The 24,832-nt window shown below is 65.7% G+C and carries 19 protein-coding genes and 1 pseudogene; 7 read left to right on the top strand and 13 right to left on the bottom strand.

What is annotated here, in order from left to right:
* Positions 1-5: 5 nt before the first annotated feature.
* The 3 genes from ADBZ6K_RS09175 to ADBZ6K_RS09165 all read right to left on the bottom strand — a co-directional run bounded on the left by ADBZ6K_RS09175 (position 6) and on the right by ADBZ6K_RS09165 (position 6,277).
* Positions 6-701: a DUF7158 domain-containing protein gene (locus ADBZ6K_RS09175; protein ID WP_526345694.1), complete on the bottom strand. Its 696-nt coding sequence runs from the start codon at positions 699-701 to the stop codon at positions 6-8.
* On the bottom strand, positions 626-4,888 hold the full coding sequence (locus tag ADBZ6K_RS09170) for a glycoside hydrolase family 38 N-terminal domain-containing protein (protein WP_526345692.1): 4,263 nt from the start codon (positions 4,886-4,888) through the stop codon (positions 626-628). Before ADBZ6K_RS09170 ends, ADBZ6K_RS09175 begins: the two co-directional genes overlap by 76 nt.
* Positions 4,889-5,305: 417 nt before the next feature.
* A complete protein-coding gene (locus ADBZ6K_RS09165; RefSeq protein WP_526345690.1) occupies positions 5,306-6,277 on the bottom strand; it encodes a helix-turn-helix transcriptional regulator in 972 nt (323 codons plus the stop codon).
* 61 nt (positions 6,278-6,338) lie between these two features.
* On the opposite strand from ADBZ6K_RS09165, the gene ADBZ6K_RS09160 reads away from it, so the two are divergent.
* The 6 genes from ADBZ6K_RS09160 to ADBZ6K_RS09135 all read left to right on the top strand — a co-directional run bounded on the left by ADBZ6K_RS09160 (position 6,339) and on the right by ADBZ6K_RS09135 (position 11,987).
* Positions 6,339-6,884, top strand: a complete 546-nt coding sequence (locus ADBZ6K_RS09160; protein ID WP_526345688.1) for a DinB family protein — start codon at positions 6,339-6,341, stop codon at positions 6,882-6,884.
* Between the two features lie 2 nt (positions 6,885-6,886).
* Positions 6,887-7,489, top strand: coding sequence for a DinB family protein (locus tag ADBZ6K_RS09155; protein ID WP_526345686.1), 603 nt, complete (start codon positions 6,887-6,889; stop codon positions 7,487-7,489).
* A 117-nt stretch (positions 7,490-7,606) separates the two neighbouring features.
* Positions 7,607-8,968, top strand: a complete 1,362-nt coding sequence (locus ADBZ6K_RS09150; protein WP_526345684.1) for an ABC1 kinase family protein — start codon at positions 7,607-7,609, stop codon at positions 8,966-8,968.
* A 7-nt stretch (positions 8,969-8,975) separates the two neighbouring features.
* Positions 8,976-9,878: an alpha/beta fold hydrolase gene (locus ADBZ6K_RS09145; RefSeq protein ID WP_526345682.1), complete on the top strand. Its 903-nt coding sequence runs from the start codon at positions 8,976-8,978 to the stop codon at positions 9,876-9,878.
* Positions 9,879-10,005: 127 nt separating this feature from the next.
* Positions 10,006-10,899, top strand: coding sequence for a cyclopropane mycolic acid synthase family methyltransferase (locus tag ADBZ6K_RS09140; RefSeq protein WP_526345875.1), 894 nt, complete (start codon positions 10,006-10,008; stop codon positions 10,897-10,899).
* Positions 10,900-11,090: 191 nt separating this feature from the next.
* On the top strand, positions 11,091-11,987 hold the full coding sequence (locus ADBZ6K_RS09135) for a cyclopropane mycolic acid synthase family methyltransferase (protein ID WP_526345680.1): 897 nt from the start codon (positions 11,091-11,093) through the stop codon (positions 11,985-11,987).
* Between the two features lie 51 nt (positions 11,988-12,038).
* Here the strand turns inward: ADBZ6K_RS09135 and ADBZ6K_RS09130 are convergent, their stop codons facing one another.
* A complete protein-coding gene (locus ADBZ6K_RS09130; protein ID WP_526345678.1) occupies positions 12,039-12,779 on the bottom strand; it encodes a glycoside hydrolase family 16 protein in 741 nt (246 codons plus the stop codon).
* A 147-nt stretch (positions 12,780-12,926) separates the two neighbouring features.
* Here ADBZ6K_RS09130 and ADBZ6K_RS09125 point away from each other — a divergent pair, with 147 nt between their 5' ends.
* Positions 12,927-13,916, top strand: a complete 990-nt coding sequence (locus tag ADBZ6K_RS09125; RefSeq protein WP_526345676.1) for an endonuclease/exonuclease/phosphatase family protein — start codon at positions 12,927-12,929, stop codon at positions 13,914-13,916.
* On the opposite strand, the gene ADBZ6K_RS09120 is transcribed toward ADBZ6K_RS09125, so the two are convergent.
* The 9 genes and pseudogenes from ADBZ6K_RS09120 to ADBZ6K_RS09080 all read right to left on the bottom strand — a co-directional run bounded on the left by ADBZ6K_RS09120 (position 13,885) and on the right by ADBZ6K_RS09080 (position 23,946).
* Positions 13,885-15,108 carry a glycosyltransferase gene (locus ADBZ6K_RS09120; RefSeq protein WP_526345674.1) on the bottom strand — a complete coding sequence of 408 codons (1,224 nt, stop codon included), beginning with the start codon at positions 15,106-15,108 and terminating at the stop codon, positions 13,885-13,887. The genes ADBZ6K_RS09125 and ADBZ6K_RS09120 overlap by 32 nt on opposite strands.
* Entirely contained in the window at positions 15,081-15,803 is a 723-nt protein-coding gene (locus ADBZ6K_RS09115) for an alpha/beta fold hydrolase (RefSeq protein ID WP_526345672.1), read from the bottom strand. Before ADBZ6K_RS09115 ends, ADBZ6K_RS09120 begins: the two co-directional genes overlap by 28 nt.
* Before the next feature lie 50 nt (positions 15,804-15,853).
* The gene (locus ADBZ6K_RS09110) at positions 15,854-16,030 is read right to left on the bottom strand and encodes a glycosyltransferase (RefSeq protein WP_526345883.1); all 177 of its coding nucleotides are present in this window, start codon (positions 16,028-16,030) and stop codon (positions 15,854-15,856) included.
* Between the two features lie 86 nt (positions 16,031-16,116).
* Positions 16,117-16,752 (bottom strand): annotated as a pseudogene (locus ADBZ6K_RS09105) (glycosyltransferase family 4 protein); the annotation flags it as partial.
* Between the two features lie 632 nt (positions 16,753-17,384).
* Entirely contained in the window at positions 17,385-17,945 is a 561-nt protein-coding gene (locus tag ADBZ6K_RS09100) for a hypothetical protein (RefSeq protein WP_526345670.1), read from the bottom strand.
* Between the two features lie 348 nt (positions 17,946-18,293).
* Positions 18,294-20,000, bottom strand: coding sequence for a hypothetical protein (locus ADBZ6K_RS09095; protein WP_526345668.1), 1,707 nt, complete (start codon positions 19,998-20,000; stop codon positions 18,294-18,296).
* 41 nt (positions 20,001-20,041) lie between these two features.
* The gene (locus ADBZ6K_RS09090) at positions 20,042-21,736 is read right to left on the bottom strand and encodes a glycosyltransferase family 2 protein (RefSeq protein WP_526345666.1); all 1,695 of its coding nucleotides are present in this window, start codon (positions 21,734-21,736) and stop codon (positions 20,042-20,044) included.
* Entirely contained in the window at positions 21,723-23,033 is a 1,311-nt protein-coding gene (locus ADBZ6K_RS09085; protein ID WP_526345664.1) for a lipopolysaccharide biosynthesis protein, read from the bottom strand. The genes ADBZ6K_RS09090 and ADBZ6K_RS09085 overlap by 14 nt, the downstream gene beginning before the upstream one ends.
* Before the next feature lie 70 nt (positions 23,034-23,103).
* Positions 23,104-23,946 (bottom strand): glycosyltransferase family 2 protein, encoded by an 843-nt coding sequence (locus ADBZ6K_RS09080; protein ID WP_526345873.1) that lies wholly within the window; start codon positions 23,944-23,946, stop codon positions 23,104-23,106.
* Positions 23,947-24,832 lie beyond the last annotated feature (886 nt).

Genomic DNA, 24,832 nt, shown 5'->3' with positions numbered 1-24,832 from the left:
TGTTCCTATGGGTGCCGATGGGCGTTGTCGGGCTGGCGCGGATCACCGGGGTGTTCGTAACCAGGTGCCAGTTCGACGAGCTCCGCGCACCTGACATCCAGCCACAGCCGAAACGCTCGACGCCGGGCCGCGCCGAGCAGATGTCTGACGATGTCGGCGCGCACCGCATCCAGCGGCGGCGGTTCCGCGGCACCGTCGCGCCATCCACCGCCTCCGCGTGTCCGGGTGGCGAAGCGCCACGGATTGCGCAGGTGGTAGGACGCGACGTCGTCATCGGAGACGCTGACCCCGGCGGTCACGCTGGCGAACACCGCCCGCACCAGCGGGTCGGTCAACACCGCGGCGGCAACGCTGCCCATCTCCATGCGCGCCGCGACGTCGGGCAGCAGGTCGACCTCGGCGGGCGCGGTGTCGGCCGACACCAGAAGCGCGGCGGCTTCGGCCGCGATCACCCGCTCGGTCACCACCAGCTGGGTCAGCCACCGGCGCAACTGCCTGCCTTCGCTCGTGTCGGGTCTCGGCAGCGCCGACACGTGGCGGGAGCCGCGCAGCCTCGCCTCGCGCGCATCGACGTCGGTGACGGGCACCGGCGCTCCGGCGACAGTCGCGACCACGAGTCCGCGGCTCACCGCACACTCACCTCGACCGCGGACGAGTAGACCAGCCTGCCTGCGCAACCGACCCGAATCAGAGCCCACCATCGCCCTGGTTGCACCCAGGGTGGCGGCGCCAGGTCGAACGCCAGCTCGAGGGTGCCGCGAGCAGTCAGAACCCCACCGACAACCGGAGGGCCCGCCCACTCCCATGTGCCCCACGGGCTGATCAGATGTGCCTCAACGGCGAGGTCCGCCCGCGCGTCAGTGCCCACGGTGATCGAAAGCCTTTCCCTCGCACCGGCATCGATCGCTACCGGTGTCGGCTCCGCAACGATCCGCAGGAGCTCCTCGGCCGGTGGCGCGTGCACCGACACGATGCAAACGTCCTCCACCACCTGGCGCCACGACGGTGGCATCGATATGGAATCGCCTCCGGTGACCGACATCTCGGCGCGCACGGGGTACAGTCCGGTCGGAGCGTCTGCAGGCACCTCCAACTCGATGTCGGCGTCCAGGTACTCGCCCGGCGGCAGTACGAACGGCAACGCGGCCGGCTCACACGCCCACCCCGGCGGGCACACCAACCGGACATTGCCGTGCAACGCCGCGTCGGTGCAGTCGCTGGCGGCCGTAAGACGCAGTACCACACGAGAATCCCGGTCAGCCGATAACGACGTCGGTCGTAGATATGCGACGGCGGGCAGCCCACCCAGCGGGGCCGGCCCCCTGTTGTGCAGCCAGTACCGCGCGTAGAGCGGCTGGGCCGTCTCGGCCTCGGGAGCGAGCAACGCACCGTCGGCATCGAGCACCTTCGGCATGTTGAGTCGGGTCAGCACGGTCGCGATCTCGTACCCGTGCAGCTGCAGTCCGTCATCTCCCTCGTCCGCTGGCGCCGGGTTGCCCTCCAGGAGGTCGGCCCTGACCGCGGCGGTGACCCGTTGCAGCCCGGAACGCAGCACGACATCTGTTGTGGCTCCAAGGGTCTCGACAAGTCGCACCGCTACGCCTGCGGCCGGGTCAACGGTATCGCAGCGGCCGCTCACCAACGGGTTACCCGCCGCCTTCAGCGCGCCGAGTTGCACACCGCGCGCGGGTTCGACCTCGAGTAGCGACCCCGAGGCCGGCAGGCCGCCCGGCGGTGCCCCGTCCGGCACGACGGGGATCAGCGGCCTTCCGAACTCGGCACCGCGGGAGGGAATCTCGGCTGTTCGCCAGTCACCCCGCCCGGATGCCAACGCGTAGTCGAAGGTGTGCGTCCAGTGCATCAGCTGGAAGTTCGAACCGTCGGGCGCGGTGCGCCGCGGCGGATCGATCCACGTCCCCGACGGCCAGCCCGTACACGAACGCATCAGCGAGCTGTGCAGGGTGCCGTTCGGGTCGATCGCGAACCCAGGTACACCACGGTTGAGCAGTGCCACCGTGTGTGAGTCGAACGGTTCCAGCCCCGCAGGTGCCTGCTGGTCGACGGTGATCTCGGCGTCGGCCAGGTCGTCGGCCAGATCCCTCACCGCATCCGGACCGGCAACCACCAGGACGGGAAGCGACCGTTCGCCGCGCAGGTCGGCGCCCGGTGTCCAGCGCTCGACGAGCGGGACCGCGGCGGGCACCCAGATCCGGCCGGCGCCGGTCTCGTACAGCTGACGTTTGAGCTCCTCGGTATAGGACGGGTCGGCAGCGGCCAGAACGGCTGCGGTGAACGGGTTTTCGTCGGGATTGCCGATCGCGATCCGCGCGTCGGGCAGATTCGAGTCGACGGCAAGGTCGCCGTAGCGGGGTTTACCCGCGGCGCTGCAGGTGGCGGTCACGCCCGCACGTACCAGGGCCACCATGAGGTCGCGGATGGCCGCACCGGCCGCCGCCTCTGTTGGCGTCACCACTTCGGCCACCGACACCGCCCGCGCACCCGCACCGACGCGAACGCGCACCGCGGATGAAAGGCCAAACCATCCGTAGGCCGGATTATCCAGCGTCCATGGGTGTTTCGCGGTGTCCACCGCCTCGGGACCGCCGTCGGCATGCATCATTCCGAACCCGCGGCCGACGACGGCGTCGCCGACCTCGCTCACCGGGAGCGCGCCCGGCACCGGGCACGGCCAGCGCAGGCGGACCAGCCGATCGGCGCCGGTGAACTCGTCGATGGTCGTCCGGCAGTCCACCCGCGCGATGCCGAACCACAACGTGATGGTCTGCTGATAGCGCAGCAGGTCGCCGATACGGCCGCGGACGTGCACCCGCTGCCCCAACGGCCCGGCATAGTGCCGAACCGACTCGGCCGCAAACGCCGACGAACTCACCACCGGTCCCCGCGGCAGCAGGTGCCATGGACCTTCGCCCGCCTGCGGATGCGCCGGGTATTCGTCGTAGACCGCGAGCTCGTTGCCGACCCGGCCGGGTGCGATCAGTTCGCGCCCCGACTCCGCCTCGATGAGCGACACCACGCCACCACCGCGGGCCGCGTCGATTCGCAGGCGGTAGCTCTCGTTGGCGATCTCGTTGCCGGGCAACGGGTCCCACCCATCGCTCGCGCGGTCCGTTGGGATCAGCCGGAACGCCCGCCAGCCCAGCGACGGGACGTCACGCGCCAGCCAGCTCACCGAGTGACCCGCGTGCTCGACGAGTGCGGGCACCTCGGTCCCGTCGGTGCCACAGCGGCGGGCCGCCAATCCAACATCGATGACACGTACACCAGCGATCGGCTCGGCGAGTCGCACCGTCACGACATCGCTACGGTTGTGGGCCAGCGAATTCCACACCACCACGGGGATGGCATCGGCCTCTTCCTGCTGTTCGGCGGCGGCGCGGGACAGCAGTGCCAGCGCGTTGTCACGTGCCGTCGTGCCGAGTTGCCACGCATCGCGCCAGCCGGTCAGTAGATCGAGGTAGACCTGATCCGATTCCGAGCCGGTGATGGCGTCGTGGTGCGCACCGTAGGCCAATTGCACCCATGCCTTGGCCAGCGCCGCCTGCGGATAGGCGGTCCCACCGAGGAGGCCGGCGAACACCGCGAAACGCTCGGCGTCGAGCACGGCGTTCTCGGCGGCGCGGTTGGCCTGCTTGGTGTCGATGTACGAAACGTCCTTGCCGGTGTAGATGGGGTTCATGTCGCGGGTCTGCGGCGACGGCGCCACCCCGCGGGCGCGCGCCTGCGCGCGCACGGCGGCGAAGAACTCCCGCGGCAGCGCGCACACGAACCGCGGCCAGGTGTAGCGCGCGTTCCAGTCCCGGTGAATCGCCGTGACCCACTTGTTCGGCGGCGTGTAATCGGTGCCGACGGGTAACAGCACGTTTCGGGTCAGCGCGACCGTCTTCAGCTTCAGGAACAGTTCGAAGGTGGCCCGTTCGGCCTGCTCCAGGGACGCCGCCGAATCCATCCACCAACCCGCCGCATAGTGAGCGGGCATGTAGTGCGTCAGCAGCCCGCGCCCAGACGGGGAGATCCACTCGAATTCGCTGCAGAACTGCATGCGCTGCGGGTCGCCGGGCTGGTCGTGCTGGGTGGACATCGGGCCCCATTGGTGATGGGGGCCGCGCGCCCACGAGCTTGAGGTCAGCCCGGCGTCGGCGGCCATGCCCGGGAACTGCGGATCGTGCCCGAACACGTCCAGCTGCCAGGCGGTGGCAGGCTCGGCACCGAGCACGCCACGCTGGAAACCGATGCCGTGCACGATATTCCGGATGGTGGTTTCCGGACTGGTGAGGTTGGTGTTCGGTTCGTTGTAGGTTCCGCCCATCACCTCGACGCGCCCGTCGGCGACGAACCGGCGCAGGTCGGCGCGATCCTCGGGGTGGGTGTCCCAATAGGGTTTGAGGTAGTCGACTTCGGCGAGCACGAACTTGTACTCCGGTTCGCGCCTTGCCATCTCGAGGTGCGCTCGGACCAGCTCGAAGCCGTTGGCTTGTCTGCACGCACCGGGGGGATCCTCGGTCCAGAGGCTGGTGTAGCCGGCCTGCGTGTTCCACCAGACCGGGTCGTAGTGGAAGTGGCTGACCAGGTACATCGTCCAGCCCGGTTCGGCGACGGTGAACGTGAATCCGTGCACGGCCCCACCGACGGTGGCGACGGCGTCGCGACGCTCCCCCGGCGAACCACCCGCGACGCGCACCGCGACCTCGACCGTGCCGTCGCCGGGTCCGATCAGAGCCTCGTCCGGCGTGGTAAGCCCGGCCCCGTCGATACGCGCCGCCAGCTGTCCCGCGACGCCGCGATACGTGACGCGCACCAGCTGAAGCGGCGCTTCGGCGGGGCCGATGAACAGCTCCGTCGAGTCAGCCGCGATCACCTCGACCGGCATGACCGCACTCTACGTTCGCGCCGGGTTCGAGGACCACAACCCGCCCCGACGTCGCACCTGCGCAGAAATGGCGCCAGGGCCAGAAAAGGCGATCTGTGCGCGGAATCAACACGGGCGGGGCACTGAACCTCGCCATGTCGGGCTGCCCCGATCGCGATCCCGTGCCACAGTGGAACCATTGTGAAGGAATCGTCCCGACGGCCCTGGAGACGGCCCAGGAGACGGCCAAGGAGTTGGCCCGACCCACTTTCACTGGGGTTCGAGGCGCATCGTGGCCTGATGCTACTGCGGCTGCGTTGGCATGCCGGACCGCCCCGATTGACCCGCCCCACGCGTAGCGCCAGACCGGTGCGGCGGGTGCGTCACACGCGTGGTGAGCGGACCGACGAATCCTGACCGCGCGGCCGGCCGGCCCAGTCATTCCCGCTCCCCGGCGCGGCGCACGGCCCGCTCCAATCGCCCCGCCACCAGGCGCGCTCCCGCGATCACCTCTATGGGCTCCAGAATCTCGAAGTCGCAGCCGACACCCGCGAAGTACAGCGCCATCCGTTGCGGGTCGTCCGCGCCTGCCGTGACGATGCAGGCCTGCGGCCCGTCGGGCTCGACGGTCGCCGCCGTCGGTGAAAAATGCTGCGCGACGACATCGGCCGCCGCCGCGTAGCGAATCCTCGCGACATACCGGTACGGCGACGCGCTGATCGAGCGCCGGACATAGTCGGCGGCATCCGGAGCCGGCCGCGGCGCGAACGTGCTGCCGAGGGCGCGGACGTCGCTCATCCGATCCAGCCGCAGGCTGCGCCAATCCTGCCGGTCACGGTCGTAAGCCAGCAGGTACCACCGGCGGCCGGTGGTGACCAGTTGATACGGTTCGACCCGCCGGCCCGTTTCCCTTCCCGCCCGGTCGACGTAGCCCGCCGCCACGTGTTCGTGGTCGCGGCAGGCCCGCGCCAATGTCATCAACACGTCGGGCGCCACCGCGGAATCGGCGGACGCGGGACTGAGCGTGACCGTCGCCTCGTGCACCGCCGACACCTGTGAGCGCAACCGGGCCGGCAGCACCTGGTCGAGCTTGCTCAGCGCCCGCAATGCCGACTCGCCGATACCGGCGACGCTGCCGCCCGCGGCAAGACGCAGGCACACCGCCATCGCCACCGCCTCATCCGGGTCGAGCAGCAGTGGCGGCAGCGCCGCACCCGCGCCCAGCTGGTAGCCGCCGCCGTGGCCCCTGCTGGCCTGGACCGGATAGCCGAGATCCCGCAGCCGCTCGATGTCACGGCGCACACAGCGGGTAGTGACGCCGAGCCGGTCGGCGAGCTCATCGCCCCGCCACACCCTCCGAGCCTGCAGCAGACCGAGCAGTTGCAGCACCCGGCTCGTCGTTTCCGGCATGGTGCCATCATTCCGCAGTTTCAGGAACGAACCTGTCCTCAATGGATGCCACGATGGTCCCATGACCAGAATCGCCTCGACAGACGGCCTGACGACGCTGTTGGCCGACCAGCTCGACTTCCATTGGCGCCACCAGCTGCGTCCGCGCCTGGACGGCCTCACCGACGACGAGTACTTCTGGGAGCCGGTCCCCGGATGCTGGACGGTCCACCGCGACGGCACCGTCGACTTCAGCTATCCCCCGCCCCAGCCCGAGCCGTTCACGACCATCGCGTGGCGGCTGGCACACGTGATCGTCGGGTGCCTTGCGGTTCGAGCGCATGCGCATTTCGACGGCCCGCCTGCCGACTACATGACCTGGAGCTACGCCACCGACGCCGCGACGGCGTTGCGCCAACTCGATGACGCCTACGGATCGTGGTTGACCGGGGTCCGCAGGCTGTCCCCGTCCGACCTGGATCGCCCGATCGGGCCGGCCGAGGGGCAGTGGGCCGAACACTCGATCTCGGAACTGGTGCTGCACATCAACCGGGAAGTCATCCACCACGGCGCCGAGATCGCTTGTATCCGAGACCTTTACGCTCACACTCAAACGAAGGGACGTTAGCCATGCCGGGAATGCCTCCGCCCGCCGCGGACGAACGCAGCTCGCTGATCGAGTTCCTGCGGTTCAACCAGAACGCGTTCATCGCGGTCGCCTATGGGCTCTCCGACGAACAGGCGCGGTCGACGCCATCGGTGAGCGCACTGTCGATCGGGGGCCTGATCAAACACGCGACCGGGGTGCAGAAGGGCTGGATGGACCGGGTGCAGCACGCACCGGATTTCCCGCCCGCCGACCCACGGCCCCTCGCCGAACAGATGGCCGCCTACCAGGACCAATACAAGATGGCTGAGGACGAAACCCTCGACCTGCTACTCGACGGCCTGCGGGCGCAGAACGCGGCGACACTGGAGCTGTTCGCCGGGAAGGACCTTGACACCCCGGTGCCGGTGCCGCACGAGGTCCCGTGGTTCCCCCACGACATCGACCACTGGACGGTGCGGTGGGTGGCGCTGCACCTGCTGGAGGAACTGACTCGCCATGCGGGCCACGCCGACATCATCCGCGAATCCATCGACGGGGCGACGATGTACGAGTTGATGGCGGGCCTGGAGGGCTGGCCGGAGACCGATTGGATCAAGCCATGGCGACCGGCCGTGGTGCGCTGAGCCCCGCGGGGCGCGCTGCCTGACCGGGGATCGGCGGGGTCCATATCGCCGCAGGACACTCGGCTGCGATTGAGTCTCAGATTTCTGGCCTGACCGCGGCTTTGAGACACTGCAGAGATGAGCACACGGCCGACCCAGAAGCACCGCGAGGTGGCCAGGCTGGACCGGGTCCCCATACCGGTGGAGGCAGCGCGCGTCGGCGCGACCGGCTGGCAGATCACCCGGACCAGCGCCAGGGTGGTCACGAAGATGCGCGGGCGTGGCTCCCTGCAGCACAAGATCCTGCGGGAGATCCCCCAGACCTTTGCCGATCTGGGACCCACCTACGTCAAGTTCGGCCAGATCATCGCGTCGAGCCCCGGAGCGTTCGGCGAACCGCTGTCGCGACAGTTCCGCGGCCTGCTCGACCGGGTGCCCCCGGCCGACAAGCGCCAGGTCCACAAGCTGTTTCGGCAGGAGCTCGGCGACGACCCGGCCAATCTGTTCGCGACGTTCGACGACGAGCCGTTCGCCTCGGCGTCAATCGCGCAGGTGCATTACGCGACGCTGCACAGCGGCGAGGAAGTCGTCGTCAAGATCCAGCGCCCAGGCATCCGTCGCCGGGTCGCCGCCGATCTGCAGATCCTCAAGCGGGGCGCCCAGGTCGTCGAGCTGGCGAAGCTGGGCAGGCGGCTGTCCGCGCAGGACGTCGTCGCCGATTTCGCCGACAACCTGGCCGAGGAGCTCGACTTCCGACTCGAGGCGCAGTCGATGGATGCGTGGGTGTCCCATCTGCATGCCTCCCCGCTGGGCCAGAACATCCGGGTGCCCCAGGTGTACTGGGATCACACCAGCGAACGGGTGCTGACCATGGAGCGGGTGCACGGCATCCGCATCGACGACGTGGAGGAGATCCGCAAGGCCGGCTTCGACGGTGTCGAGCTGGTCAAGGCGCTGTTGTTCAGCGTGTTCGAGGGCGGGCTGCGCCACGGGCTCTTTCACGGGGACCTGCACGCGGGCAACCTCTACGTCGACGCGGACGGCAAGATCGTGTTCTTCGACTTCGGGATCATGGGCCGGATCGACCCCAGAACCCGGTGGCTGCTGCGTGAACTCATCTACGCGCTACTTGTCAAGAAGGATCACGCGGCGGCCGGCAAGATCGTCGTGCTGCTCGGCGCGGTCGGCAAGGTCAAGCCGGAGGGTCAGGCGGCCAAGGATCTCGAGGCGTTCGCCACCCCGTTGACCGTGAAGACCCTCGGTGACATGTCCTACGCCGAGATCGGCAAGCAACTGTCTGCGCTGGCCGATGCCTATGACGTCAAGTTGCCACGGGAGCTGGTGCTGATCGGCAAACAGTTCCTCTATGTTGAGCGGTACATGAAACTGCTCGCGCCGCGATGGCAGATGATGTCCGACCCGCAGCTCACCGGATATTTCGCGAACTTCATGGTGGAGGTGAGCCGGGAACACACCGGTACCGACGAGGTGGAGGCCTGAGCACTCGATGGAAATCCGCACTGGAACGGCCCGGTCGGGCGACCTGGACATCCACTACGAGGACATGGGCGATCCGAACCATCCCGCCGTGCTTCTCGTGATGGGTCTGGGCGCGCAGTTGCTGCTGTGGCGTGAGGGTTTCTGCGCGAAGCTCGTCAATCAGGGCCTTCGGGTGATCCGCTTCGACAACCGTGACGTGGGTTTGTCGTCAAAGCTGAACGGGGCGCACACCGGCGCCGCCCTGACGCCGCGGCTGATCCGGTCGTTCCTGGGGCTGCGCAGCACGGCGGTCTACACGTTGGAGGACATGGCCGACGACGCCGCCACGCTGCTCGACCATCTGAAGATCCAGACGGCCCACGTCGTCGGAGCGTCGATGGGCGGCATGATCGCGCAGGTCTTCGCTGCCAGGCACGCCAGGCGCACCGACTCGCTCGCAGTGATCTTCTCCAGCAACAATCAGCCCCTGCTGCCGCCACCCGGCCCGAAACAGCTGATGGCCATCCTGCAACGGCCGAAGGAGGCGACGCGCGAAGCGATCATCGACAACGCGGTGCGCGTCAACCGGATCATCGGCAGCCCCGGTTACCCGGCACCCGAACAGAGCGTGCGCACCGATGCCGCCGAGTCATTCGAACGCTCCTACTATCCGGCGGGGGTCGGCCGGCACTTCGCGGCCATCCTGGGCAGCGGCAGCTTGAGGCGATACGACCGCAGGATCACCGCGCCGACGGTGGTCATCCACGGAAGCGCCGACAAGCTGATGCGTCCGTACGGCGGCCGCGCCATCGCCCGCGCGGTCCCTGGGGCCCGGTTGGTGTTGTTCGACGGTATGGGACACGAGCTGCCGGAGCAGCTGTGGGATGACATCATCGGAGAGTTGAAGACGAACTTCGCGGCGCGGGGCTGACCGACAGTCCTTTGACCGATGCCGGGGGTTACGCTCGGATCGGTGAGCATGCGCAATCACGCGCATGCCACCCGCACACCATCTGGCCGACGGCGGAGATGCCCGGCGAGCCAGGAAAGGCACCAATATGGCCCAATCCGAGGGCAAGCTCGAGCCGCATTTCGACGATGTCCAGGCACACTACGACCTGTCGGACGACTTCTTCCGGCTGTTCCTGGATCCGTCGCAGACGTACAGCTGCGCCTACTTCGAGCGTGACGACATGACACTGCACGAGGCGCAGCTGGCCAAGATCGACCTTGCGCTGGGCAAGCTGGGGCTGCAGCCCGGGATGACGCTGCTGGATGTCGGTTGCGGCTGGGGTTCGACGATGCTGCGTGCGATCGAGCGCTACGACGTCAATGTGATCGGCCTGACGCTCAGTGAGAATCAGAAGGCCCACGTGGAGCGGCTCTTCGCCGATCTCGATGCCAACGGCGGACCCGACGAGCAGAAGCGGTCCAAGCGGGTCCTGCTGCAGGGTTGGGAACAGTTCCACGAGCCGGTCGACCGCGTCGTGTCGATCGGCGCGTTCGAACACTTCGGCTTCGACCGGTATGACGACTTCTTCACCATGGCGTCCGAAGTGCTGCCGGACGACGGCGTGATGCTCCTGCACACCATCACCGCGCTGACCCTGCCCCAGATGGCCGAGCGCGGTATCCCGCTCACCTTCGAGGTGGCCCGCTTCGTGAAGTTCATCCTCACCGAGATCTTCCCCGGTGGGCGGCTGCCGTCGGTCGAGAAGGTCGAGGAGCACTCGGACAAGGCCGGCTTCACGCTGGCCCGCCGCCAGTCGCTTCAGCTGCATTACGCGCGCACACTGGACACCTGGGCGGAGGCGCTCGAGGCGCGCCGCGACGAGGCGATCGCGATTCAATCCGAGGAGGTCTACGACCGTTACATGCGGTACCTGACCGGCTGCGCGAAGGGTTTCCGTGTCGGCTACATCGACGTCAACCAGTTCACATTGACCAAGTGACTCATCGCGGGAGTCAGGCTCCCGCCATAACTGCACAGGGGCGGCCCGGGGATCCGGACCGCGAAGGATCGATTGACACGCTGTATGTTCGCCGATCGGCTCGCCTCCATCACAGGTAGGGTGCCGGTCACAGCAAGATAAGCGCGTGATGGACTGCAGTACGCATCGCGAGGAAGGCCACGCAGGAGACCATGTCTGACAATTCAACCGGCACTAAGGAGATGCGCCCGCACTTCGAGGACATCCAGGCCCACTACGACCTGTCGGACGACTTCTTCGGTCTGTTCCAGGACGCCACCCGCAAGTACAGCTGCGCGTACTTCACCGGCCCTGACGTGACCCTCGAGCAGGCGCAGGTCGCCAACGTCGACCTGAACCTGGACAAGCTCGACCTGAAGCCCGGGATGACGCTGCTGGAGATCGGATGCGGCTGGGGTCTGACGCTGAAGCGCGCGATGGAGAAGTACGACGTCAACGTCATCGGCCTGACGCTGTCGAAGAACCAGCAGGCGTTCTGCACCCAGTTGCTCGACCAGGTCGACAGCTCCCGCACACATCAGGTGCTTCTGCGCGGTTGGGAGCAATTCCACCAGCCGGTCGACCGCATCGTGTCGATCGAGGCCTTCGAGCATTTCGGATTCGAGCGCTACGACGACTTCTTCAAAAACTGCTTCGAGATGCTGCCCGACGACGGGCGGATGACGATTCAGAGCAGCGTCAGCTACCACCCGTACGACCTGCATGCCCGCGGCAAGAAGCTGACCTTCGAGTTGGCCCGCTTCATCAAGTTCATGATCACCGAGATCTTTCCCGGCGGCCGGATCCCCACCACACAGATGATGATCGAACACGGCGAGAAGGCCGGGTTCGCGGTGCCCGAGGCGATTTCGCTGCGCAACCACTACATCAAGACACTGGGCATGTGGGCCGACGCGCTGGAACACAACAAGGAGAAGGCGATCGAGTTCACCGATGAAGTCAACTACAACCGCTACATGCGCTACCTGCGCGGTTGCCAGTACTACTTCATCGACGAGAGCATCGACGTCAGTCTCGTGACGTATCTCAAGCCCGGCGCGGCGGCCTAGCCCGTCGGCAGTCCGCGGGTCGCCCGTCGAGTCATGTCGGGCGATCCGCGCTCATCGCTGTGGCGGCGGGTACTGCCTGGCCCAGTCGACGAGGAGTTCTCCGCCCGGGCCGGTGTCCCCGCCGAAGTTGTCCAACTGGAGGCACAGGTGCATCGGGCGGGGAGGGAACCGGGAGACGTCGGTGGTCTCCCCCCACTCGACTCCGTCGAGGAACACGGCGATCCGGGACGGTGTCCACTCCACCGCCCAGCTGTGCCACTGGGTGGCGTCCACCGTGACGTGATGGCTTTCGCGCTTGTCGTCAGCCCCGTAGTGCAGGTTGTAGTCGACCCGCTGTCGACCGGGGACCACGATCTCCATGAAGTCGATTTCTCCGCCGACGGGCCAGTCGTTGGCGTCGGGCCAGAGCAGAGCCACCGAATGGTAGGTCTCGGCGCCAACCGGCGTTCTGGCACAGACCTCCCAGCGGCCGTACATCTGCCCGCCTCCGCGCCAGGCCATCCCGCCTGAGTTTCCTTGCGCGTCGCCGGTGATCGTCAGGGCGCCATCGGTGACCGTGACCGCATCGGGAGTCCGTCGGCCATTGCCGTCGTGGCCCGGCGAGTCGTAGACCCACCAGTTTGCCAGGGACGACGATCCGTCGAAGCTTTCGACTCGATTCGGGGTCCCCCAGCCCTGTGATTCGGCAGCCGTCGCGGTGCATCTGGCAGCGCTCGGTTCTGCATTGGCCACTTCGGAATCACATCCCAACAACAGCTGAGAACTCACGATACCGGCGAGGGCGCCGGCCACGGCACGGATTCTTGAAGTCGGGCAAGATTCGCTAACCACTCTTTTTTATAGCACACTTTGATGGTCTTCCGCCGAGCCGCGCGAGTCCGGATAGCGAACAGAGAAGCGAAAGGGAACACGGGATTTACTCACAACATGAGACCCACTATGCGAGAACGCCTGACGTCACCGTGCATTCACAGTGCAGTAACGACGGCCGGAGTTCTTTTCACTTTGATTGCATCGTTCGCGCTCATCGCACGTTACATACCGATCCAAAATCATTTGATGGTATTCGCGACGGCATTGTTTCCCTTTATTTCACTGACCGGCCTCGTGTCAATTGTGTTCTTCGCCGCAGCGAAACGCTGGATTCTCGCGGCGATCTCCTGCGTGGTGCTCACGGTGTCGCTCGCGGGGACGGTCCCGCTTTACGTTCCCGCGGCACCGCCAGGCGCCAGCGTCCCGGTTCGCGTGATCACGGCGAATATCTATCTGGGGCAAGCGGATACGGACACGCTCGTAGCGGCGGCGCTGCAGGATGCCGATCTGTTGGCTGTGCAGGAGCTCACACCGCAGTCCGCCGACAGGATCTCCGCGGGACTGTCGGACGCATTTCCGCACCGGGTCACCGACGCCAGAGACCAGGCCGGCGGCGTGGGCTTGTGGAGTCGGTATCCGCTTGTCGACCCGCAGCGCATCGCCGGCTATGAGATGGCGATGGTCGCTTCCCGACTCCGGATAGCCGGCGTTGCAGACGATCCCACGGTGATCGTCGCGCACATCTCCGGTCCGTGGCCCCAGGCGATCGACGACTGGCAGCGTGACATGAAACAACTGGTGCAAACGATGCGGGACGCTGACCGGCATTCACCGGCAGGCACCGTGATCGTCATGGGTGACTTCAACAGCACGCTGGATATGTGGCAGTTCAGAAACCTGCTGCGCGATGGCTACCGCGACGCCGCCCAGCAGGCGGGATCAGGAAGCGCCCCAACCTATCCGGGCGATCGCGCGGTCCCCCCGATCATCGCCATCGATCATGTGATCACCAAACGGGCCACCGCGGCCGACGTGTCGGCGATCGTCCTGCCAGGTTCAGACCATCGCGGGCTGCGGGCCACGGTCAACGTCCCGCGGTCACCCGGTCAGCCGTAGAGGCCTTCGGGTCAAGTTGCGCGAAGAGCCGCTCGTAACAGCCGACCGAGTCCTCCCAGGATGCCGGATCGTCATAGCGAGTGCCAGCCATCTCAGACACGGTCAGAAGGCAATCCCGAAGCGCCGCAATGTCAGCGGGTGGGAAGAACACGCATCCTTGGTATCCGTCGGCTGAATCGACCAGCGCGGGAATGTCCGTCACTGCCACCGGCAGACCCAACGACATGCCGACGTGGAGCGGACCGCTCGCCGACGACCGCCGGTAGGGCAGCACTAGCGCGTCAGCGCCGGCCAGCCAACGGGCGGCTTCCTCGTCGCTGACATAGCTGTTGACGAACGTTATTCGGTCAGAATGCGGACTGCTGGCGATGAGTTCGGCCGGCTCGGTCCAGCCCTCCCAGGTCTCCCCGACAACGGTCAGCCAGTATTTCTCCGGCTCGGGCAGCGAGTCGAACGCACGGATCAGATCCTCCAGCCCCTTGTACGGCCGGATCGTGCCGAAGAACATCAGATTGGTGCAATCGGCGGGCGCCGCGCGCAGCACGTCGTCCGGCGGCGCCGAGTATTGGGCGTACGGCCCATGCCGGATCACTTCGACGGGTTTCGATCCCACCCCGTGGGCAGACTCCAGCGGCGCACGGTCGGCCTCGGAATGGATGACGAACCCGTCGACCAGCGGTGTGAGCATTTTCATCATGAACCGCGTGTAGGTCGCGACGAACGGGACCTGCGCCTCGCCGGTGTCCTGCATCTCGTGCATCTCGAAGACGATCCTGGCGCCAAGCAGCCGCGCCATCAGCACCAGGAGCAGGTAGGTGTGGGCAACAGCGCCGGTCCACCATTGCAGGGCAACGACGTTCGGGCGTTCGTGCCACATCAGCCGCCAGGCGCCGATCAGCGACGGAAAGAGAAACCAGTCGACGCCGTCGTAGACGGGAACGTCACTCGGATACCGGTGATCGGCGATCGGTGCGCCGACGCGGGACGCTCCGGGATACAGCCGCCGCGGCAGCAGTCCCCTGATCAGTACGACGGACGTGCGGTGCCGGGTGCTCAGCGCACATGCCAGGGCGTGGGTGTAGTGGCTGATCCCGCTCACGAAACGGGTCCCCGAGCCGACCACCATGACGCGCTGAACGGCCGGGTCGGCGTCGGGGGTCGGCTTCACTGAGTACTGATACTGCTGAACCACTCGACAATGTCCTTCCCCTGAATGCAGGACGGATCCATATGTTCGCCGCTGCACTTCACAACAGAAATATTGGCGACGCTGCCAAACTTCCTTTCGAATGCGACGGAGTTATCCGCCGTTGACACCAATTGATCGGCCGGTGTCACATAGAATCGCAGATTCTTCCCCCTCATCGTTTCGAGCGGGAGATCCAACGGGTTGGAAGCGCGCATCTCAGGATTTGCGTCCTCCGCTATCCTCTGATATTCCGGTCCGAGGCTATACACATTCAGCAACGGGTTTATCGCGGCCATCCCCTGAACCTGCAGTCCGGTGTTTCCCGTTCCCGCCATGAGATTAATCGCCGCGACTGTACCCATCGATTCGGCGATGAAGAAGACGTTTGACGTGCCGTAGTGTCTCGCCGAGTCGAACGCCAACGCCACGTAGTTCCGCTGCGATGCGGGACTTCCGAAAGCGTTTCCCCCAGCGTTGCTGGAGACCACGGCGTAGCCGGCGTTCGCCAACGTCGTGGTGAGCTCCTTGTGCGCGTTGTCGAGTTCGAGAATCGACTCACTGCGATCCAAGCCGTGGAAGTACACCACCAGTCCCCTGATGGGCACGCCCTTGCGGACGACGCCCAGCGCGCTCTGGCCGTCGATCGTGTTGCGGAGATATCTGGTTGACGCACGCCGTGCGATGAGAACGATGGCCAACGCGAGGAGCGTCGAAGCACGCCGGACGACTGAGCGGAGCATTCGACCTGCTAGGCCGCGAGTTCGCGGTAGAGCGAAGCGAAGCGGTCCGCCCGGATCTGCGCGGTGTAGTTGCTGCGCACCATAGACTGGCCCGCACCGGCGAGCTGATCCCGCAGTGCGGGATCGCCGACGAGTTGCTCCAACGCGTGGGCGAGGGCAGGCACGTCCTCGGGCGCGAAGAGCATTCCCGTCTCCCCGTGGGTGATGAACCCGGCGGGCCGCCTGCGGCGCTCGCAACCACAGGCACTCGGCTGGCCTGTGCCTCCAGCAGAATCAGCCCGAACGGCTCCGCGATCGACGGGCACGCCAGGACGTCCACGGCCTTCAGCACCGCGGGGACATCGCTGACCTGCGGCACGATCCGCATGGCATCACCGAGCAGACGATCGCCGAGTTCCTGCAGCTCCGCGAGATAGGCGCCGCTGTCCTTGCTCGGCGAGCCCACCAGCGCGAGCTGCAGATCGACACCCGATTCGCGCAGTATCGCGACGGCTCTGACAAGAGTGTGCAGGCCCTTCTCGGGGTCGATACGGCCGACGGCCGCGACCAGCGGGGCCTCCGGAGTGCCGGAGAGGCGACTTCGCCACTCCCCCGGTGCCCGGGTGCCGTCGAACCGATCGATGTCGACGCTCTGCGGAATCACCACGACGTGCTTCCGCGCCCACCGTGGCAACTGATCGCGCACCGCACTGCTGATGGCAATGGCCTTGCCCGACAGCAGAACTGCGAGCCCAAGGAACAGGCGATCGATTCCGGGAGCGATCAGCTCGTGCAACTCGAGAACCGATCTGGTCCTGGTGATGCGGCCGACGACCGCGCAGTCGAGGTGAGTGATCAGAGAATTCGAATGGATGACATCGGCGTCGCTCGTCCTGACGATCCGTGCGATGCGGGCGATCGCCAGCATCGACCGAAACGGCAACCGCGCAAGCTCAGACAGACTGTGGTAACCCTGGCCGGTGTTGGGCCGAAACCCGTTCCGCTCTGGAAGCTCCAACTCGTAGAACTTCAACCCCATTCCGCGCCAGCGCGCCTGGTCCCCCGCCGGGGCCGCGCGACCCATCATGTCGACACCGCGGGACGACAAGGGCGATGCCACATTCAACGAACCAGTTCGGTGCCCATTACATCTCTGGCGTGCGACACCGCGAGAACCTGGTCACTGACCGGCGCTCCGCTCGGTGATGAGTTCGGCCGGTGCCGACGTGACGATCTGCAGTGCGCTCCATCCGGGTGGGGTCGATGACGTTGTCGTGGAAGGACGCAGACACCGTCGTCGAGTACGCGGTGTGGGCGAAGGCCAACGTGACGCCGTGGGGTCCGGCGGGAATGCCGACACCCACGTAGTCCACGATTTCGTCGGTGTAGGGCAGTCGATCAGTTGGGGTAGATTCCCGAGGTCTGTCACCGTGACTCGCGCGGGCTCGGTCGGATCGATGCGATCGACGGATGACACGGGCTCGGCGTGGCGACCGCCCGAACGCAGCGACGACAGCATCGCATTGGCGAGGGGCCTGCCGGACTTCATCGTGGTCCTGATCATCGCCGAGAAGTCCTGCGGCAGGGTATCGTGCCGATCCGCATCGGCACGGCTGCAACGAGGTTGCCGTCGATCCAGCCGGCACCGAGATACCTGCGGAGGTCCACCATCATGTTGACGTCCGGCGACACCGCGATGCCCGCTTCGTCGAGGGCGCGCAACATCGCACAGGTCAGCAATGCGAACGGGCTGACCTTCGGCTTCGAACCCGCAACCGTTGAGATCATTTCGTCCCGTAGTGCCCGCGGGAAGGACGCCGCCATCGCGCGCCTGGACGGAGCCCACGGCTGAAGTGAGCCCGACCCAGCGGTCTCCGCAAGCGGGTGGCGGTCGTCGACGGCCGTACGGATCATCGATGGATGCCGACCGAAGGTACGCATCCCCGCGGTGAGCAGAGGAAACCGTCCGGACCGGTGCGGCCACTCGGCGAGTTCTCCGCTGATCGCACCGTGGAGCACCGCCGGCATGACCGCGGTCGCGTAGGCGCCGTCACCGATGGCGTGGGAGAGAACCAGACACAGGTGATTCTCGCACCGAACCAGCGCGAGGGGTCCGGGCACCGTCGGATCGAGCGGATCGCCTCGGCGTTGTCGGCCGCCGACCAATCCGGAGCGCCATATGCCCTCTGTGACAATGGCTTCGGGAGACCTGTCCGCCCACCACCGGCGCCTGGACTCATCCAGGCGCCAGTTGAGCCGGCCGGCCGGGTACGCCTCGCAGAGTCGACGGACCGCCTCACGGAGACGATCGACGGGCGGCACGTCCAGCGGACCGATCAGATACGCGACACGCGAGTCCAGCCATGGGCGATCTCGACGTTCAACGAGGTATGACACCAACGCAAGACACATTTCCAGCCTCGGCGATCTCGACGTTCAACGGGGTATGACACAGACATTTCGCTTTCCTCAGCTCGCCGGGACTCGGTACAGGTAGATCCCGACGTCGGGACCGTTTTCGATGATGTGCCAACGTGGATCGTTGTTCATGTGCTCACGCAGGTTGGCGACCGCGTCATAGGGAAAGAGCCCGAAGAAGGGTCCGTACATGGTCATCGTGTTGGACAGGACGATGTACGTCGACGCATCGGTGCGGCTCTGCACCAGAATCATCAGCTTTTCGTAATCCGCTTGGCTCTTGAAGTCCAGGCCCAGCAACGGCTCTTGGAACATCAGCGAATGATCAAATTTATCAGTGTAGTTCGCGTACTTCACGTAGTTGCCGGTGCTGCGCTCCGGCCAGACCGGGACCAGTGCGGTGATATACGCGGGGTAGTCAGCGCCAGCGAGCAACGCGTTGGCGCTGTCGACCTGCGTCTTGGTGATCAGATTGGTGTACCAGTTGCCGAGGTTGGCCTGCGCCGACAGCCCGGTTGCGATGACCAACGCACCCGCTGCAGCGACCAGCCTGATACCGCGGCTGCGCAGTCCCGCCAGCAGGTAAGGAGCGAGAACAATTGCGCAACCGGGCAGTGAGTAGAGGAACACCCGGAACACCGCCTCGCCGCCGTAGCTCTGGCCACCCAGGATCAGGATCGGGCTGAGCGCCAGTACACCGAGCGCCCACACCGGACGTCGCGTGACCGCCCGCCGCAGGAGTATCACCGCAGTGGCGAACCACGTTCCCACAGAAAGGATCCGCATCGATGTGCTGGTGAAGATCTGGCCAAGTACGCCGACGCGATGGTTGTTGGTCGTGGCATTGTCGACGACGTCGGCGGAGAACAACCGGTAGTTGTGCGTGATGTCGAAGTTGCAGAAGAAGAAGCCGATCAGGACGACGGCCATCGGGATGAGGATCCACCACGGCATCAGCCGCCGTCCAACGACCAGCAATCCCGCAGCCAGGAAGATCCAGTACGGGGTCAGTTGGTGGGTGATCGTGACGGCTGTGAAGGCAATGAGCAGCAGCACCATACCCGTCCGCCGGTCGCGCGAGAGACCGATGAGGATCACGATGGCGGCAGTGAGGATCATCGCCATCGCCTGCGGCGCGAAGTAGTCCTGCTCGACCCAGTTGAGCGTCACGACGAGGAACGCGGCGGTCAGCGCCTGATCAGGCGTGAGCTGCCAGGCACGCGCAGCGGCATAGATCAGACCGGCGAACCCCAGATGGAACATCGGCGTGAACCAGTGGGCGATGTCGATTGGCTGCACACCGGTGAGATCGGAGAACCACGCTGTCGCGGCGAATAGGCCGGGCCACCCGTTGTAGATGTCTGTGCCCCGGGCCAACTCGCCATGGGTCTGGATGTAGTCGACGACGCCCAGGTGCTTGTAGGTCCACGAATACATCGGCGCCTCAGTCGAAATGGCACGCGGCAGACGCGAACAGGCGACCATCACGATGATCGCCGCAATCGCGGCGTTGCGGTTGCGCAGGCGCATCGCGACGCCGAAGCCGACCGCGGCCAGTAGTAGCGACAGCCCGTACAACGGCGACGCACCAGCGAGCAACCCGAACTGACTGGCTTTCGAAGGCGCGATCGAATGCACACTGAAGCCGAAGGCGGCGAGGCTGAGCGCTAGCACCAACCAGGGCAGGCCCGCTGGATTCCACAACGGGATCGCTCGATCTGAAGCCCTGCGCGGGACCGCCGCAGACTTCCGGTCCATCGACCGGACCGTGGATGAACGCCTTCCGGCTACGGCCGTAGTCACACCCTCGACCTCTGCAGGCTCGCCAGCTGCGCGCAGCGCGCCAACCCGGCCGTCACCGTCGTGAGCGTCAGCCCGAGCAGAACGGTGACCGGGCTGTAGAAGCCGATCATGAGCAGGCCCGTCACCGCCAAGATCACGGTCGCCACACCGATGACGGGAATGAGTGCCACGATCGCGTACCGCGGCAGGTCGGGATAGAACGAGAGCGCAACCGATCCCGGGCCACCGAGAATGAACGTCCCGATCAGGGCGACGCTGAACGCCGACGGCAACGCACCGATGGCTCCGGCGGATCCGATCGCACCCAACGCCACCCCCGTCGCAGCGAGCCGGCCTGGAAGAATGGAATTACCTGGCTCCCCCCACATTTGGCCACGCCGGAAGTCGAAGGCGCGACGCAGCCGGTAGGGGCTGGCCGCGAGCGGCCGGGCCGCTCGCCCCGCCAACCGACCACGCAACAGGGCCCAGGGCCCACGGCAGATTCCAGCACGTTCGCGCCGTTCGATGCCCTTCAGGCTGGGCTCGGCTGCCAATGCCTGCTGGTGGTCCACGACGGTGACGTTCCGAAAATGGCGGGCGCCGACAACCAGGCGGCTCACCACCATCGGAAAGGTTCGTGGATGCAGCATCAACTTCAGCAAGCCGGCGCTGAGGCCGACGCCGTAGTTGAACATCTGGCCTTCGAGTTCCCCCGGCGTCTTGCGATGGCTGTGCCACACGATTGCCGACGGCTCCCTCGCGAGGTCGTGCCCTGCGACAAGCATCCGGACGAACATGTCGGAGTCTTCACCAGCACCGGTAGGCGCTCCCGCGCCGAGCGCCTCGTCGAAACCGCCCAAGGCGATGGCGATGTCACGGTCGACGGCGAAGTTGGCGCCCGTGCCGAACTCCGAAACCCGAAGCGGGAACAAGCTGTCCGGTGGCTCACCGGCAAGGCTGTACACGGCCGGAACCCAGCGTTTTGCCCAACCCACCCGCTGGTCGAAGTAGGCCTGGGCCGGCGTCAGCAACTCCGAAGTGGGCACCATGCCGCATACGCATGCCACATTGCTGTCTCTGCCGAACCCCTCGGCGATGTTCGTGAGCCAGCGGCGGTCCAGTACCACGTCGTCGTCGGTGAATGCGACGATGTCGTACCGCGCGTTGCGCAGCCCGACATTTCTCGCGATCGACAGTCCCTGTCCTACGGCATCGATGAGGCGGATCGGGAGGTCGGCGTAACCCGCGAGCACCGGCGGCGTCAAACCGCTGGCCGGATTGTTGTCGACGACGAGGATTTCGTAGACCGGATACTCCAGGCCGTAGAAGCTGCCGAGGACATTCGGCAGGTGATCGGGACGATCCCGCGTACAGATCACCACCGAGATTGGCGGGCAATCCTCCTTCATGGTCCTGGGCGGCAAGTACGGCAGATCTGTCGCAAGCCGCCGCACATCGGCGAGGTCGATGGCGCCGTCGGTGACGTGGACCTCGACCGACCCACACGGTTGATCGTTCTTCCACACCAGCAGCCGGGCGCGGTGAAAGCCCTTGCCGCCAACCAGCTCAACTGAGACGTCAACGAGATCGTCGTAGTCGACCTGACCGATCCATGTTCCGCCGTCCCAGGTCGCTGACTCTCGGCTGGTCGGCGTGATGGGCTGCAGTGCTCCAGCCGATTCACGTTGTCCAAGTGCACTATGTCGCGACATCGTGCGCTGTCCTTTCCGTCCGGCGGGTGATCGCGAAGTGGACGCCTGCCGCAGCAGTCAGTGCCGCCTGGTGGATGAGCACCGCCAGGGCGCCGCCAATCGCGCCGTATGCGTTGCAGAGTCCCGGTATGACTGCCAGCATCAGCACCGCGGTCGCCAGGTTGAACACCAGTGGCATCCGAAGGCTGCGGCGGGCCTGTTGCAGTGCAGCCCAGACCAGGTAGGCGACGCGCAGGATCGTCGCGGCGCACAGGACCGAGATGACGCCGAGCGCGCCCATCTGACCGTAAGCGGGATTCAGCAGGCCAAGCAGTGTCGGGACCACCGCGATGAGTCCAACCGTACCGACCACCGTGAGAGCCGCTGCGCGAAGCAAGATGGTCCGCGCCATGGCGTTGGCCTGCTCGGGCGCGCTCGACGCGTGGACGACCAGCGACACGGCCATGGAGGCGCCGATGAAGTCGAATGTAGAGACGATGGAGAACGAAAGGGCGAACAACGCACCCTGACTGGGCCCGGCGAACATGGTGACCAGGAACGGCGCCAGGGTGAGAACGCCAAGGCCGAGAGCGGATAACGCGACGGTACGGATGACCAGACGGTTGAACTCTGTCACCGCTCGCGGTTCGCCGATGGTCGCCGTCATCGGCAGTTCTCGTCCCGTCCGGATTATTCGGGCCAGCACGGGCCGGAGCACAAGGACGACAGACACCGTGGCGATGACGACCGCGAGCTCAACGCTGTGCCAACCGATCGTGAACGCCAGCGCAGGCAGCAAGACGATCTTGGCCAGCCCCAACGTGAGATTGACGCTCGGGACCCAGCGAGCGCGTCCGATGGCGATCATGGTTGAGTTCTGAAGATTGGCCGCCGCGAAACCGACGATGCCGACGAACACCAACAGTGCGACGGCCGCCGAACCCGCTACCTCGCGCAGGAACGTCGTTGTCGCGATCGCCGCGGTCACACCCGTCGTCGTCGCCAGAATGAGGAACAGTCGCTGACCACGTCGAAAAACACGCGGGCGGGCAGCGCCGACGGCGGGCAGCAGCGCTGTGTACGCATCGCCTATGCCGGAAGCGACAACGGTGCCGACGGCGACGATCACAGCGAGGACCGCGGTCATGACACCGAGTTCATGCGGTGGGATGAACTTGGCGGCGAATGCCCAGAAGGCCGCTCCCAGTACGGCATTGAGCGCGGAGGAGATGGCCACCGCGCCCGCGTCGCGATGCACGCGACGGGCGCCGAACCTCGATCTCGTACCGTCGGCGACGGTGTCGGGCTGGGCTGTCATCGCCGGACCGCGCTCTCGCGCAATCCCCGGGAGCACGGGCGAACTGTCAGGGACTCAATCGACATGTCGGCTACGAGGCTTGTCCGGACTCGGATGCAAGTTGAAAGTCGTTACCCGACTTAACCATTTGCAGGTTGCGAACAGGTGCCGGCTGGGCCCGGCGCTTCCGGCTGCTGGCGAACTCGCGCCGAATCGTCCGCAGCACTCGCATCCCGTCACGGACCGCATTGAGGTTGCTGTCCCCGTGGATTCGCGATGCTTCGAAGCTGCATACCTCGGCGACCTTGACCCCGCTGGCCGCGATTCGCACGTTCATCAGCGTCTCGACCTCGAAGCCATCGCCCCACTGCGCCTCGCGCATGTCAGTCGCAGGCAGATCGATGACATCGAGGCAGTGACGCCAGAATGCGTTGTACCCGTAGCACAGATCGGTATAGCGGCAGTCGAACAATGTGTTCACGATGGCGTTCAGTCCCCAGTTTCCGATACGGCGAAACCGGGTGATGTCGGCGCTTCCGCCACCCTGGATGAAGCGCGAGCCCTTCGCGAAGTCGGCTCCCGAGACGAGGGCTGCGACGTACCGGGGAATCTCGACAGGATCGGTACTTCCGTCCGCGTCGATCATCACGATGATGTCGCCGGACGCCGCTGCGAACCCACATGCCAGCGCGTTGCCCTTCCCCGACCGCGTTTGCGTGACCTGGACTGCATCGGGCCAAAGCCTTCGGCTGACTTCGACGGTGTCGTCCACTGACCTGCCGTCGACGAAAACGATCTCGTCGATGTCAGCGGGCATACGAGCGGCAACATGCGGGAGATTGCGCGCCTCGTTGAGCGCAGGGATGACAACTGAAACCCTCGGCCGGTTCACACCCGACGTCACGCTGTCCCAAATCCTGGTTATTTTGGCCATTCTGGCTTTCTTTTCTTCGATGATCTGCTGACTGTTTGCTCGACATCCTGCGGTTCGCAGCGGCACGCCGGTCCGGGAACCGGCGACCTCGGCAGTGGAAGCAACGGGTGCCCTTCCCCCGCCGATGGATACGCCCTTGCCGCCCAGACCTCACCCGCTTGCGCGAGTCGATCGCCGCCTCGGTAAAGATCGCAGACACGTAGCTGAAATGCAAGTTCTACGACAAGTTCTTGATGTGCAGACACAGTGGACAACCGATAGATCGCTGGCGGGGGCGCACAAGATCCTCCCCCAGCCGATAGCGACCAGAGGCCGAATCCACAGCGTCGATGATTTGCTGAATATTGCCGCGCCGTTACCGAATCATCACGATGCAGCGACTCGAGGGTCTCCGAAGGGCAGGTCACAGCAACTATCCGGCGACAACGACTCGATATCCTAAATCGGCTCAGATCTGCTTGCCATGCTGTTCTGGGGCGGATCCAGGATAGCGATAAGAAGCGTGAACCCTGAACCTCCAGCGCCTCACACTACGATGCGCTCGATGCAAATATGCAGGTTGATGACGTATTCTTGTCGAGGTAAGGAGTGTCTCCTACAGCAGGAGTACTCAGTCGCGACGAAACATCAGCCGATTGCAGCGGACCCGAAGCGGCCAATCAGCGTTGCCAGCTCAGCAACATAGGCGCAGAAGATGTCCTAGACGTCCAACGACAGCAATGCCCTCTGCTACAACCGCAGCAACAATATCGCCAGGAATATCGCCACCAGATCCAGTTGCCAGATTTCACGAGGCTTGCAATTCGTTGATGTGATGTGCGCAACTATCGGCGTGGCATCTCGATCCGGGCGTCTCGCGAACGTCCATCGCATCGGATCGTGGCAA

The sequence above is a fragment of the Mycobacterium sp. genome (assembly GCF_044223235.1).
Lineage (GTDB): Bacteria > Actinomycetota > Actinomycetes > Mycobacteriales > Mycobacteriaceae > Mycobacterium.
The sequence above is the reverse complement of the archived record's forward strand: the minus strand, read 5'-3'. Positions and strand labels throughout refer to the sequence as shown.

What these genes read in the sequence shown, in the direction of transcription:
- ADBZ6K_RS09175 (WP_526345694.1), bottom strand. Translation starts at nt 701, where the DNA reads ATGGTGGGCTCTGATTCGGGTCGGTTGCGCAGGCAGGCTGGTCTACTC.
- ADBZ6K_RS09170 (WP_526345692.1), bottom strand. Translation starts at nt 4,888, where the DNA reads ATGCCGGTCGAGGTGATCGCGGCTGACTCGACGGAGCTGTTCATCGGC.
- ADBZ6K_RS09165 (WP_526345690.1), bottom strand. Translation starts at nt 6,277, where the DNA reads ATGCCGGAAACGACGAGCCGGGTGCTGCAACTGCTCGGTCTGCTGCAG.
- ADBZ6K_RS09160 (WP_526345688.1), top strand. Translation starts at nt 6,339, where the DNA reads ATGACCAGAATCGCCTCGACAGACGGCCTGACGACGCTGTTGGCCGAC.
- ADBZ6K_RS09155 (WP_526345686.1), top strand. Translation starts at nt 6,887, where the DNA reads ATGCCGGGAATGCCTCCGCCCGCCGCGGACGAACGCAGCTCGCTGATC.
- ADBZ6K_RS09150 (WP_526345684.1), top strand. Translation starts at nt 7,607, where the DNA reads ATGAGCACACGGCCGACCCAGAAGCACCGCGAGGTGGCCAGGCTGGAC.
- ADBZ6K_RS09145 (WP_526345682.1), top strand. Translation starts at nt 8,976, where the DNA reads ATGGAAATCCGCACTGGAACGGCCCGGTCGGGCGACCTGGACATCCAC.
- ADBZ6K_RS09140 (WP_526345875.1), top strand. Translation starts at nt 10,006, where the DNA reads ATGGCCCAATCCGAGGGCAAGCTCGAGCCGCATTTCGACGATGTCCAG.
- ADBZ6K_RS09135 (WP_526345680.1), top strand. Translation starts at nt 11,091, where the DNA reads ATGTCTGACAATTCAACCGGCACTAAGGAGATGCGCCCGCACTTCGAG.
- ADBZ6K_RS09125 (WP_526345676.1), top strand. Translation starts at nt 12,927, where the DNA reads ATGCGAGAACGCCTGACGTCACCGTGCATTCACAGTGCAGTAACGACG.
- ADBZ6K_RS09110 (WP_526345883.1), bottom strand. Translation starts at nt 16,030, where the DNA reads ATGCTCTTCGCGCCCGAGGACGTGCCTGCCCTCGCCCACGCGTTGGAG.
- ADBZ6K_RS09095 (WP_526345668.1), bottom strand. Translation starts at nt 20,000, where the DNA reads ATGGACCGGAAGTCTGCGGCGGTCCCGCGCAGGGCTTCAGATCGAGCG.
- ADBZ6K_RS09090 (WP_526345666.1), bottom strand. Translation starts at nt 21,736, where the DNA reads ATGTCGCGACATAGTGCACTTGGACAACGTGAATCGGCTGGAGCACTG.
- ADBZ6K_RS09085 (WP_526345664.1), bottom strand. Translation starts at nt 23,033, where the DNA reads ATGACAGCCCAGCCCGACACCGTCGCCGACGGTACGAGATCGAGGTTC.
- ADBZ6K_RS09080 (WP_526345873.1), bottom strand. Translation starts at nt 23,946, where the DNA reads ATGGCCAAAATAACCAGGATTTGGGACAGCGTGACGTCGGGTGTGAAC.